The sequence below is a fragment of the Corynebacterium variabile genome, assembly GCF_006539825.1.
Classification (GTDB): Bacteria; Actinomycetota; Actinomycetes; order Mycobacteriales; family Mycobacteriaceae; genus Corynebacterium; species Corynebacterium variabile.
The window spans coordinates 1-12,298 of the sequence record NZ_BJNT01000001.1; the positions used below are offsets into that span (position 1 = coordinate 1).

Below are 12,298 nucleotides of genomic sequence, written 5' to 3' on the forward strand. Positions count from 1 at the left end.
GAGGAGACGGCGGCCGTCGACGCAACCAGCACCCACATCACCGCCAGGATCACACCGAGCGGCGCCCACAGAATGTCGCCCCACCAGCCCGGCGACCGGGAAGACAAAGGCACAGCCTGCGGAGTCCGAGGCCGTCGAACAGGGTCGCCACGTCACTCCGGGTTACCCGGCGTCCCGGCGCGGTGAGCAGGCATGTCGCCAATGTGTTCTTGAAGCTGGGGATGACCCCCCTCCGACGAGAACCGACGGGTCCGCGCGGTGCTGGCCTGTCTGCGTCATACCGGACGGTGACCGGATCACCGTGCGAAGTCGGCGACCGGAGGTTCCGCGGCCGTCCACGGTGACCCGGCCAGGGCACCGACGATGGTCCCGACCGTGGACGGCAGCCCCGTGGGGATCTGTGCGACGTCCACCCCGGGCATGATCTTCTGGCAGGCGGACGGGTCAACCCGGGGATCCGGGTTCCCGTCGAGGGCCTGCACGGCGAGCTCCCACACCGGGTTGCTCGCGGCGAGGAGGAAGTGCTCCACCGGTTCACCCGGGCACTGGTCCTGCAGGATGATGTTGCGGACGTTGTCCGCAGGAGGCAGGAAGGCCTTGTCGTAGGGGGCGACGACCTCATCGAAGCGGGTGGCGATCCTCGTGTAGCGGATACCCGGGTAGGTGTCCCCACCCTCGTTGAGTGCCGTGAGGAAGTCCGAGCCGCTGGACTGCTGTCGCATCGCCTCGGGGCATGCCACGGTGCAGGTCAACGAGATCATGTCGGAGCCGTTGTTCGACGAGCCGAGGCCCACCATGTTCGCGACCATGGCGCGAGTGTCCGGCCACCACTTCGTCGTCCACCGGCCGATCATCCCGCCCTGGCTGTGACCGACGAGGTCGACCTTGCGGCCGCTTTCGGCGTACACGGTGCGGATCGCATGGGTGACGTTCTCCGCGGAGACCTGGACGTCCTGCATGCCGTTGTCGGGAAGCTCGACAGTGCAGTACGGGCGTCCCTCCTCCGCCAGCGCCGGTTCCCAGGTGCACGACCAGTTGGCTTCGACGTTCGCGGTGGTGCCGTGGAGAGGGATGACAGTATTGCGGTCACTGCCGGCGAGATCGCCGTGGCGGTTCAGGGAGCGGTCGAGGGACGCCTCGTCGACAGTGAGGGCAGGACCGGTGCCGGACGCGACCTCCTGCGCAGTGGCCGCGGGGGCGGAGACTGCGCCGCCGGCAGAGACGAGAAGTGAGGCCAGGAGTGCGGTGACGCGGGTACGGAATCCCACAGACACTTCCTTTCGGTGAAATATTATTCAACAGTCACCATAGCTGTGGTCGGCATCACGTCCGGGGGTACTGCCCCTACACCTCCCTGCCCAGACGGAACCGCAGGGACGCCCGGACCTGCGGCCACTCCGCCTGCACGACGGAGTAGACGCAGGTGTCGCGCAGTGACCCGTCCGAAGTGCGCGTGTGCTGGCGCAGGACACCGTCCAACTTCGCGCCCAGCTTCTCGATCGCCGCCCGGGACTGCCGGTTGTGCCAGGAGGTGCGGAACTCCACGGCCGGGCAGTCCCACACCTCGAAGGCGTGGGCGAGCAGCAGCAGCTTGGATTCGGGGTTGGTGCCGGAGCCCTGGGCGCTCTCCGCGTTCCAGGTTGAGCCGATCTCGACCCGCGGCAGGTCGGCGTCGATGTTCATGTAGGTCGTCATCCCGATGACCTTCCCGCTGCGCAGGTCACGGGTGACGAAGGGAATCATCGTGCCGGCGTCCTGCAGGGCCAGGCGCCGGTCGATCTCCGCTTCCATGCCGTCCGGCATCGGGACGGAGGTGTACCAGAGCTTCCAGAGCTCGCCGTCTTTCGTCGCCTCGACCAGCCCGGCGGCATGGTCGTGACTGAGCGGCTCGAGGCGGACGATCTCCCCGGTGAGTTCAACGGGCACGAGTGCGGTCATGGATGCACTCTATCCCCCTCCCCCTGCAGTGCGCACGGGTCGACTACGCCAGAGTGCCCAGACTCCGCTGATTCCACTCTCAGACGGTCAACCGGCAAAGCTCTGGTGCAGCAGAGTGGAATTTACGCAGCCACGGCCGCGGCGATCCGGTCGCCGACCTCGGTGGTGCGGATCCGGGAACCGTCGCGGGAACCGGCCTCGGCCAGCACCGCGGCCTCGATCTTCTCGGCCTGGGCGATACGCAGGGCGGCGTCCTCACCCTCGTCGCCGGCGAGGTGACGCAGCAGCAGGGCGGCGGACAGGATCGCCGCACACGGGTCGGCGATGCCCTGACCGGCGATGTCCGGTGCGGAGCCGTGGACCGGCTCGAACATGGACGGGCTGACCCGAGAGGGGTCGATATTGCCGGAGGCCGCCAGACCGATGCCGCCGGTGACCGCACCGGCGAGGTCGGTGAGGATGTCGCCGAAGAGGTTGTCGGTGACGATGACGTCGAAGCGCCCCGGGTCGGTGGTCATGTAGATGGTCGCCGCGTCAATGTGGCAGTAGTCCACCGAGACCTCGGGGAAGTCCGCGCCAATGGTGTCGACGGCGCGGGACCACAGCCCACCGGCGTTGACCAGCACGTTGGTCTTGTGGACCAGGGTCAGCTTCTTCCGGCGGGACTGCGCCCGCCCGAAGGCGTCCCGCACGACGCGCGACACGCCGTACCAGGTGTTCTGGCTCAGCTCACTGGCGACCTCGTTGTCGGTTCCCTCGCGCAGGACGCCGCCGTTGCCGCAGTACAGGCCCTCGGTCCCCTCGCGGACGACGACGAAGTCGATCTCGCCGGGATTCGCCAGCGGCGAGGAGGAACCGGGGTAGATCTTCGCGGGACGCAGGTTGACCGCGTGGTCCAGCTTGAAGCGCAGCGGCAGCAGCAGGCCGCGCTCGAGGATGCCGGCAGGCACGGAGCGGGGGTCTCCGATCGCGCCGAGCAGGATCGCGTCATGCTCCTTCAGGGACGCCAGGTCAGCGTCGGTGAGCAGCTCGCCGTTGCGGAGGTAGCGGCGGGCACCGAGGTCGTAGTCGGTGGTGTCGATGGTCTCGTCACCGGTCACGGCGTCGAGGACCTTGAACGCCTCGGCGGTGACTTCGGTTCCGATTCCGTCTCCGGCGATTACGGCGAGTTTCATTCCGTGGACTCCTTAGCGTCGATCTGTCTCACATCGTTGGAAAGTGCAGCCAGATTACCATGTCGCCCTCCCCGACAGTCGACGGCAACCCCGGGAAACCGCGATCGGCCACCGCCCCCGACAACAACCCCGGGGGGGGTGGATACTCATCTCCCCCGTCCCATCCCCCTCTTCCCGTTCTCCTCCCCCGGGACTAGCATTCCTTTCCTCCTGAGGTTCGGTGAGCCTCACCAAGACACAGGCCAGCGACACCGGCGCCCTCCCGCCGGTTCATTGCACGTCATTCACCAGAAAGCAGCCGCAGTGTTCTACGCCAATGCGCTCATCGGCCTCCGTGAGGGCCTCGAGGCCACCATGGTGGTCATCATCCTCGCCGCCCACCTGAAGAAGACCGGTCAGCGCCGTTCCTACCCCTGGTTGTGGGGAGGGATCGCCGCTGCGCTCGTCGTGACGGTCAGCGTCTTCCTCATCATCCACTTCGGGACGAAGACCCTCTCCACCACCGGCCAGGAACTCATCGGCGGTATCGCCTCACTGGTCACCGTGGCTCTGGTGGTCTGGATGCTCATCTGGATGAAGGGCTCGAGCAGGAACATGACCGCCGAGCTCGAGGGGAAGATGGAGAAGGCCGTGGCCGTGGGCCCGGTCGCCGTGGCCACGGTCGCCATCATCGCCGTGGCCCGCGAAGGCATCGAGACCGCCCTGCTGGTCTTCGACTCCTTCAGCAGATCCCTGGGTGTCCCTTTCGCCGGTCTGATGACCGGCGTCGGCATCTCCATCGTCATCGGCGTCGCCATGTACATCGGCGCCGTGAAGATCAACCTGAGGATGTTCTTCCAGATCACCGGTGCACTGCTGATTCTCGTCGCCGCCGGCATCCTGCGCTACGGCATCACCGACCTGCAGGAGGCCACTGTGCTGCCGGGCCTGTCGTCCTCGCCCTCCCCCTGGGCATGGTCGCCTGCGCCGACAAGGACGATGACGCCCCGGTATTCACCGTCACCGCCGATGACAGCACCTGTGACGTCGACTCCTATGACACCACCACCGGCAACAACAACTTCGAGGTCCCCAACAACGGCAAGAAGATCACCGAGTTCTACGTCTACACCGACGGCGGACGCGTGGTCGGCGAGGTCGAGAACATCGGCCCGGGTGCCACCCGTAAGCTGCTCGTCTCCATCCCCGAGACCGGCACCTACCAGGCCACCTGTAAGCCGGGCATGGTCGGCGAAGGTATCAGCCACGACCTGAACGTCACCGGTGACTCGGTCGATCTCACCGAGGGCAGCGACACCCTCACCGCCGCCGTCGAGGGCTACCTGCGCTACGTCCGGTCCCAGACCACCGCGCTGCAGGAGCAGACCGACACCTTCGTCCAGGCGATCCAGGACGGTGACCTGGAGACCGCGAAGCCCCTGTTCGCCCCCACCCGTATCTACTACGAGCGCATCGAGCCGATCGCCGAGTCCTTCCCCGACGACCTGGATCCCCGCATCGACCTGCGTGAGGCCGATCTCGAGGACGGCCAGGAGTGGACCGGCTTCCACAGGATCGAGAAGGACCTGTGGGAGGGCGGCAGGATTACCGAGCAGACGAAGAAGGACGCCGACCAGCTGAGCGAGGACATCGCCGAGCTCGTCGACGGGGTCAACACCGACGACTTCACCGTCGCCCCCCCGACCTCATCGCCAACGGTGCCCACGGCCTGCTCGACGGGATCTCCACCTCGAAGATCACCGGTGAGGAGGACATCTTCTCCCACACCGACCTCTGGGACTTCCAGGCGAACCTGGACGGCTCCAAGCCCGCCGTCGCGTCCCTGGAGGACGCCATCGACGAGAAGGACGCTGACCTGCTCGCCGACATCAACGCGAAGTTCGATGCTGTCCAGGAACTGCTGGACACCTTCCGTGACGGTGACGGCTTCGTCTAGTACGACACGGTCGGCGAGGACGACCGGAAGGAGCTGTCCACCGTCCTCGACCAGCTCAACGAGCAGGTCTCCAAGGTCACCGGCGTCATCACCGCAGCGGAGAGCAGCAAGTAATGCCCGAGCGGTCCGTCTCCCGCCGTCGGTTCCTCAGCGGACTCGGCCTCACCGGGCTCGGTGCAGCCGCCGTCGGCACAGCAGGTGTCGCCGGTGTCGGCGCCCTGAGCGCCTGTTCCACCGACGGTGACGACGACCAGGTGGTCCCCTTCCGGGGTGACCACCAGGCCGGCGTCACCACCGCGCAGCAGGAGCACCTGCGCATCGTGGCGTTCACGGTCCTCACCGGGGACCGGGAAGAGCTGCGGGACATGCTGTCCACGTGGACAGCCATGGCCGAGCGGATGACGCGGGGTGATCAGACCACCGAGGTCGGCGCCCTCACCGACGCCGACGCGGACGTCACCGACGACCCGGACAACCTGCTCAACCAGGTTCCGGAGGACACCGGCGAGGCGCTGGACCTGGCGTCCGGCAATCTCACCGTCACTGTGGGCTTCGGCCCGTCCCTGTTCGACGACCGTTTCGGGCTCAAGGACCGGAAGCCGGAGGAACTGGAGCCGCTGCCGAAGTTCCCCGGCGACCAGCTGCAGGACGCCCTGTGCGACGGGGACATCGTCATCCAGGCCTGTGCCGACGACCCTTAGGTCGCCGTCCACGCGGTGAGCAACCTCACCCGGGCCGGCACCGGTGTGGTCGAGGTGAAGTGGTCCCAGCTGGGCTACGGTGCAGCGTCGAAGACCACGAAGGAGGAGGACACTCCCCGCAACCTCTTCGGGTTCAAGGACGGCACCCGCAACATCACCGCCGACGAGAACGACGACATCGACTCCATAGTGTGGGTCTCCGATGACGGGTGGATGACCGGAGGCACCTACATGTGTGTCCGGCGGATCCGGATGCTGCTGGAGGTGTGGGACCGTCAGATCCTGGACGACCAGCAGCACACCTTCGCCCGCTACAAGGGATCGGGGGCACCGATCGGGACCGACGACGAGAATGCCGACGTCCCTTTCGACCTCTATCTCGGCACCGGTGGTCCGGCGATCCCGAAGGATTCGCACGTTTTCCTGGCCCACCCCGACCAGAACGAGGGCCAGCGGATGCTGCGCCGGACCTACAACTTCATCGAGGGCACGGACTCGATGGGCCATCTGTCGGCCGGACTGTTCTTCATCGCCTATGTCTCGGCGCCTTCGGTGAACTTCACACCGATCCAGATGAAGCTCGCCCACCGCGACAGGATCAACGAGTACGTCCGCTACGAGTCCAAGGCGGTCTTCGCCTGCCCGCCCGGCCTGGCCGAGGGGCAGGACTGGGGTACGGCGCTGTTCGGTTAGCGGCAGCTACACCGCGTTGGGGCCGTGTGCCTCCACAGCGTTTCGGGTGAAGAGCATGACCACCACGGCGACCGCCGCGGCCACCGCACCGACGTAGTACGGGGTGGAGAGGTCGACATGCTCGGCGATCTTCGTGGAGGCGTAGGGGGCGACGACGCCACCCATCCACCGCACGAAGTTGTAGGCGGCGGACGCGACGGGCTGGGGGTGGTCCGAGACGCTCATGGCCATCTCGGTGTACACGGTGTTGTTGATGCCCATCAGTGCTCCGGAGACGATGACCAGGACGATGGCGACGGCCTTGTTGTCGTGGCCGAGGCCGAGCAGCACGTAGATGACGAGCAGCCCGATGAGCATGAGCATCGAGGTATTCGCCGCGCCGACCCGGTTCTGGATCAGCGGGGCGACGAACACCGAGCAGACGGCCAGTGCGCAGCCCCAGCCGAAGAAGACCAGGCCGATGCCGTACTCCCCCGATTCCTTGATGACCGGGAGGAAGGGGCTGTAGGCCAGCACCGTGAAGAAGCCGAAGTTGTAGAACAGGGCGGAGAACGAGACGCCGAACAGTCCGCCGTGACGCAGGGCCTTGAGTGAGTCGAAGAATCCGGTCTTCGTCGCCGGCTTCGGCACCTCGGGCAGCTTCCACAGCAGCACGACGAGGGCGATGAGCATGAGCACGGCGGTGCCGAAGAACGGTCCACGCCAGTTCATGTGACCGAGCACGGCGCCGACAAGCGGTCCGCAGGCCATACCGAGGCCGAGGGCGGCCTCGTAGAGGATGATGGCGACAGCGCGTCCACCGGAGGCCACTGCGACGATCACGGCGAGAGCAGTGGCGACGAACAGGGCGTTGCCCAGGCCCCAGCCGGCACGGAAGCCGACGAGTTCACCGACGCTGCCCGAGGTGCCGGCCAGGCCGGCGAAGATGACGATGAGGGCGAGGCCCGCGAGCAGGGTCTTCTTTCCGCCGATCCGGCTGGAGACCGCACTCGTGATGAGCATCATCACGGCGGTCACCGCGAAGTAGCTGGTGAACAGCAGGGAGACCTCGGAAGGGCCGGCGTCGAGGTTCTCGGCGATGGCCGGGAGGATGGGGTCGACCAGGCCGATGCCCATGAAGGCGAACACGCACGCCAGGGCGGTGGCCCAGACGGCGATCGGCTGGTGAAGCATGGACTGCTTCTCTGATTCGAGCGTCGCGGCATCCATGCTCGCCGGGCGTTGTTCCTTCACCTGATGTCCGCCCACGCGGTCATCGCCTCCTGTTGTCGTCTCCTGCCGTCAGATCCCGGACGACGTCCTGAGCCAGTGAGCTCAGGGGACTGAGGCCGTCCCGGATGCGTCGCACTTCCTCGTCGGAGAGCCTCTCCAGGTGGACGCCGAGGACGCGGTTACGTTCCCGGTTGACCCGTTCGAGGGCGTTACGTCCCTCGTCCGTGATCTCCACCAGGGTGACCCTGGCGTCCTCGTCGGACCTTGTCCGCTCCACCAGCCCGGCGCCTTCCAGGCGCGAGACCAGCTGACTCATCCCCGGTTGAGTGACGCCGCCGAGTGCGGCGAGGTCACCGATCCTGACCGGCCCTGAGGACAGCGTGTTGAGGACGCTGACCTGGGGCGTGGAGAGGTCACCGGGATATTCGAGGAGTCGGGTCATCTGGACTGCGGTACGGATGGAGTCCCGCATCTGCTGTGCGAGCTCGGTACTGGCGTCAGACGGCTCTTCGTCGTTGTGCGACACGATGTAGAATCCTATTATATAAGCGGCTTATTTACAACTCTGGCGATGGACGACTCCAGGGCAGATACGGCAGAACCCGGACAGGTGCCGTCGAAAGTGCGGTGCCCGTCCGGGTCCAGTGCAGAACCGTCCGGTTCAGACTATGCCAGGTCCAGCTGGACGGCGCGGGAGGCAGAGAGCGCCTCGCCGATCTGGGAGACCAGATCAGCCGGGATCTCCTTCTCGACACGCAGCACCAGGGTGGCGGAATCCTCGGCGAGATCCTGGGAGAGGGCGGCAGCGTTGATGTTGATGCCCTCGCGACCCAGGAAGGTGCCGACAGTGCCCAGGGCACCCGGCTGGTCGCTGTAGGTGAGGAAGAGGTTCAGGCCCTCGGCGCGCAGGTCGAGACCGCGGTCGTTGATCCGGACGATCTTCTCGACGTGCTCCAGGCCGGTCAGGGCACCGATGACGGCGACGGAGGTACCGTCGCCGGCGACGGCCTTGACCTCGAGGACGGAACGGTGGGTGACGGACTCGTCAGCGGTGCTGACGGACAGCTCCACACCACGCTCCTCGGCGATCTGCGGGGTGTTGACGAAAGTGACCTGCTCGTCGACGACACCGGCGAAGACGCCGCGCAGAGCGGACAGGCCCAGGGCGTCGACGGACTCGCTGGACAGCTCACCGCGGGCCTCGACGGAGACGCTGGCGACGGGGGCATCCAGCAGAGCGGAGGCGACCTTGCCGAGCTTGGTGGCGAGGTTCAGCCACAGGGCGACCTCCTCGGAGACCCTGCCGCCGGTGACGTTGACGGCGTCCGGCACGAAGTCGCCGGCCAGGGCCTTGAGGACGGACGCGGCGACGTCGGTGCCGGCGCGGTCCTGGGCCTCGACGGTGGAGGCGCCGAGGTGCGGGGTCACGACAACCTCGTCCAACTCGAAGAGCGGGGAGTCGGTGCAGGGCTCCTTGGAGTAGACGTCGAAACCGGCGCCACGGATCTGACCGTCCTTGATGGCGTCCGCGAGTGCCTGCTCATCGACCAGACCGCCGCGGGCGGCGTTGATGATGATCTGGCCCTTCTTGGACTTCGCCAGGAGCTCGGCGTTGAACATGCCCGCCGTCTCCTTGGTCTTCGGCAGGTGGATGGTGACGAAGTCGGCGCGGGCGACCAGCTCGTCGAGCTCGACCAGCTCGACACCGAGCTGGGCTGCGCGGGCCGGGTTGGCGTAGGGGTCGTAGGCGACGATCTCGGTCTCGAAGGCGGCGAGACGCTGGGCGAACAGCTGGCCGATGTGACCGAAGCCGACGATGCCGACGGTCTTGCCGAAGATCTCGACACCCTTGAAGGAGGAACGCTTCCACTCGGCGTCACGCAGGGTCTTGTCGGCGGCCGGGATCTGGCGGGCAGCCGACAGCAGCAGGGCGATGGCGTGCTCGCAGGCGGAGTGGATGTTGGAGGTCGGCGCGTTGGCGACCATGACACCCTTGGCGGTGGCGGTCTCGATGTCCACGTTGTCCAGGCCGACGCCGGCACGGCCGACGATCTGGAGCTTCGGAGCGGCAGCGAGGACCTCGGCGTCGACGGTCGTGGCGGAGCGGACGAGCAGGGCGTCAGCGTCCTTGACAGCCTCCAGCAGTTCCGGGCGGTTCGGACCGTCGACCCACCGCACCTCGACGGAGTCACCGAGGGCATCCACGGTGGACTGGGCGAGCTTGTCGGCGATGAGAACGACGGGACGGGAATTCTGGCTCACAGGATCTCCTGAAAAGTGTGATGTTCCTGGACCACCCGGCACGACCGCGTCGGATGGCAGGGCCCACGCCTGGAAAACCTCCCGGCAGCGCGGCCGGGTGGCGGTGGCGTACGACTACGGACAGCTTAGTACGTCGTTCCCCGACAGTGGGACGTGGGCGGAAAAAAGTGACCATCCTGTGGGAATCGTCTCACCCGCAGACCGAATCCTCGTGGTTCTCGTGCCCGGGTTCCTCCACCTGGACGGTCGCATGGTCGATGCCGTGCCCACGGAAGATCTCCTGCACACGGTCCAGCACCGCACATCGTGCCGCGTCCTGTGAATGCCGCGAGGCCCCGTCAGCGACGACATGGACCGACGCCAGCGCCGACTCCCCGTCCACGCTCCACACGTGGAGGTCGTGGATCCGTTCCACCCCGGTGGCGCCCACCAGCTCTTCCTCCAGGTCGGTCGGATCTACGGCGTCCGGCACCCGTTCCATAAGCACCGCGCCGGCGGTACGCAGCAGCTGCCAGGACCGCGGCAGGATGAGTACCGCGATGACCAGGGACGCCACGGGATCGACCCAGTGCCAGTCGGTGACGCTGATGACCAGTGCGGCGATGATGACCGCCACCGAGCCGAGCAGGTCGGCCAGCACGTGAAGATAGGCACCGCGCATGTTGAGCGACTCCCCCTGTCCCCCGTTGAGGACGACCGCGGAGACGAGGTTCGCAACCAGGCCGACAATCGCGACAACGAGCATCATGCCGGTCTCGACCTCGACCCCCTCCCCCATGCGGCGGAACGCGGAGACCGCGATCCACACCGCGATGACGCAGACCGCGCCGGCATTGACGGCCGCAGCCAGGACCTCGGCGCGACGGAAGCCGTAGGTGGAGCGGTGGGTGGCCGGACGGGAACCGATGAGCATCGCCAGTGCGGCGACGATGAGGCCGCCGGCATCGGAGAGCATGTGTCCGGCGTCCGCCAGCAACGCCAGCGATCCGGAGATGATGCCGCCGACGACCTCGGCGATGAAGATGACCGAGGTGATGCCGATGACGATCCAGAGCCGCTTCCCCCGGACCTGCGAATGGTCGTGCGGATGATCGTGGGCGTGGTCGTGCCCCATCAGGGCCCCTCTCATTTTCATTAACGGTACGAATCCTAGGATAGATACACGACCGTCGCAGTTCAAGCCATATTTTAGGTAAGGGTAATCGTTTCCATTAGCCAGCCGTCACCGCACAGAAGAATCCCCCGGGCACTGCAGGTGCAGTGCCCGGGGGAAGATCCGCGGAGGGAGAAGACTACGCGGTGGCGTCGAGCGGGTTCTTGACCCAGCTCATCATGTCGCGCAGCTTGGATCCGGTGACCTCGATCGGGTGCTTGGCGAAATCGGCGCGCAGACCCTCGAGCTCCTTGTTGCCACCCTCGACGTTGGCGATGAGGCGCTTGGTGAAGGTGCCGTCCTGGATGTCCGTCAGGATGTCCTTCATGCGGGACTTGGTGCCGGCGTCGACGACGCGCGGGCCGGAGAGGTAGCCACCGAACTCGGCGGTGTCGGAGACCGAGTAGTTCATGTTGGCGATGCCACCCTCGAACATGAGGTCGACGATGAGCTTCAGCTCGTGGAGGCACTCGAAGTAGGCCATCTCGGGCTCGTAGCCGGCCTCGGTGAGGACCTCGAAGCCGGTCTTGACGAGCTCCTCGGTGCCACCGCAGAGCACGGCCTGCTCACCGAAGAGGTCGGTGACGGTCTCCGCCTCGAAGGTGGTCGGGATGACACCGGCGCGGGCACCACCGATGGCGGCGGCGTAGGACAGGGCCAGGTCGCGGCCCTCGCCCTTCGGGTCCTGCTGGACGGCGATGAGGCAGGGCACGCCCTTGCCGTCGACGAACTGACGACGGACCAGGTGGCCCGGCCCCTTCGGGGCGGCCATGGCGACGGTGATGTTCGCCTCCGGCTTGATCAGCTCGAAGTGGATGTTCAGGCCGTGGCCGAAGAAGATGGCGTTGCCGTCCTCGAGGTTCGGGGCGACCTCCTCGGCGTAGACCTTGGCCTGGGTGGTGTCCGGGACCAGGATCATGATGACGTCGGCCCAGGCGGTGGCCTCGGCGTTGGAGAGGACCTTGAAGCCGGCTTCCTCGGCCTTGGGGGCGGACTTGGAGCCCTCACGCAGACCGATGACGACCTCGACACCGGAATCGCGCAGGTTCTGGGCGTGGGCGTGGCCCTGGGAGCCGTAACCGAGAACCGCGACCTTGCGACCCTGGATGATCGACAGGTCAGCGTCGGCGTCGTAGAAAACGTCAATTGCCATGGGAGAACAACCTTTCGTGGGATGTAACGGACTCTGCACTGGATCGTAGCAGAATGTGTACCAGACTGTGAGACA

General features: G+C 66.5%; 8 protein-coding genes and 3 pseudogenes. 3 read left to right on the plus strand and 8 right to left on the minus strand.

The features are described 5' to 3' along the window. Positions 1–296: 296 nt before the first annotated feature. From CVA01_RS00005 to CVA01_RS00015, 3 genes are all read right to left on the minus strand, one after another. Positions 297–1,268: an esterase/lipase family protein gene (locus CVA01_RS00005; protein WP_141327670.1), complete on the minus strand. Its 972-nt coding sequence runs from the start codon at positions 1,266–1,268 to the stop codon at positions 297–299. 76 nt (positions 1,269–1,344) lie between these two features. Continuing rightward, positions 1,345–1,938, minus strand: a complete 594-nt coding sequence (locus CVA01_RS00010) for a GNAT family N-acetyltransferase (protein WP_014010286.1) — start codon at positions 1,936–1,938, stop codon at positions 1,345–1,347. A gap of 122 nt (positions 1,939–2,060) precedes the next feature. Further along, positions 2,061–3,113 carry a 3-isopropylmalate dehydrogenase gene (locus CVA01_RS00015; RefSeq protein WP_141327672.1) on the minus strand — a complete coding sequence of 351 codons (1,053 nt, stop codon included), beginning with the start codon at positions 3,111–3,113 and terminating at the stop codon, positions 2,061–2,063. Positions 3,114–3,467: 354 nt separating this feature from the next. On the opposite strand from CVA01_RS00015, the pseudogene CVA01_RS00020 reads away from it, so the two are divergent. The 3 pseudogenes from CVA01_RS00020 to efeB form a co-directional block, all read left to right on the plus strand. Then, a pseudogene (locus tag CVA01_RS00020) lies at positions 3,468–3,971 on the plus strand (FTR1 family iron permease); the annotation flags it as partial. A gap of 95 nt (positions 3,972–4,066) precedes the next feature. Then, positions 4,067–5,163 (plus strand): annotated as a pseudogene (efeO, locus tag CVA01_RS15545) (iron uptake system protein EfeO). Beyond that, positions 5,163–6,443, plus strand: a pseudogene (gene efeB / locus CVA01_RS00030) (iron uptake transporter deferrochelatase/peroxidase subunit). Before efeO ends, efeB begins: the two co-directional pseudogenes overlap by 1 nt. A gap of 6 nt (positions 6,444–6,449) precedes the next feature. Here efeB and CVA01_RS00035 read toward each other — a convergent pair. The 5 genes from CVA01_RS00035 to ilvC form a co-directional block, all read right to left on the minus strand. Then, positions 6,450–7,652 (minus strand): MFS transporter, encoded by a 1,203-nt coding sequence (locus tag CVA01_RS00035; protein WP_141327842.1) that lies wholly within the window; start codon positions 7,650–7,652, stop codon positions 6,450–6,452. Positions 7,653–7,695: 43 nt separating this feature from the next. After that, a complete protein-coding gene (locus CVA01_RS00040; RefSeq protein WP_014010293.1) occupies positions 7,696–8,181 on the minus strand; it encodes a MarR family winged helix-turn-helix transcriptional regulator in 486 nt (161 codons plus the stop codon). 140 nt (positions 8,182–8,321) lie between these two features. After that, positions 8,322–9,917: a phosphoglycerate dehydrogenase gene (gene serA, locus CVA01_RS00045; RefSeq protein WP_014010294.1), complete on the minus strand. Its 1,596-nt coding sequence runs from the start codon at positions 9,915–9,917 to the stop codon at positions 8,322–8,324. Between the two features lie 190 nt (positions 9,918–10,107). Continuing rightward, on the minus strand, positions 10,108–11,052 hold the full coding sequence (locus tag CVA01_RS00050) for a cation diffusion facilitator family transporter (protein WP_141327674.1): 945 nt from the start codon (positions 11,050–11,052) through the stop codon (positions 10,108–10,110). Positions 11,053–11,209: 157 nt separating this feature from the next. Continuing rightward, the gene (ilvC, locus tag CVA01_RS00055; protein WP_014010296.1) at positions 11,210–12,223 is read right to left on the minus strand and encodes a ketol-acid reductoisomerase; all 1,014 of its coding nucleotides are present in this window, start codon (positions 12,221–12,223) and stop codon (positions 11,210–11,212) included. Between the last annotated feature and the right edge of the window lie 75 nt (positions 12,224–12,298).

What these genes read in the sequence shown, in the direction of transcription:
- CVA01_RS00010 (WP_014010286.1), bottom strand. Translation starts at nt 1,938, where the DNA reads ATGACCGCACTCGTGCCCGTTGAACTCACCGGGGAGATCGTCCGCCTC.
- CVA01_RS00015 (WP_141327672.1), bottom strand. Translation starts at nt 3,113, where the DNA reads ATGAAACTCGCCGTAATCGCCGGAGACGGAATCGGAACCGAAGTCACC.
- CVA01_RS00035 (WP_141327842.1), bottom strand. Translation starts at nt 7,652, where the DNA reads ATGGATGCCGCGACGCTCGAATCAGAGAAGCAGTCCATGCTTCACCAG.
- CVA01_RS00050 (WP_141327674.1), bottom strand. Translation starts at nt 11,052, where the DNA reads ATGAAAATGAGAGGGGCCCTGATGGGGCACGACCACGCCCACGATCAT.
- ilvC (WP_014010296.1), bottom strand. Translation starts at nt 12,223, where the DNA reads ATGGCAATTGACGTTTTCTACGACGCCGACGCTGACCTGTCGATCATC.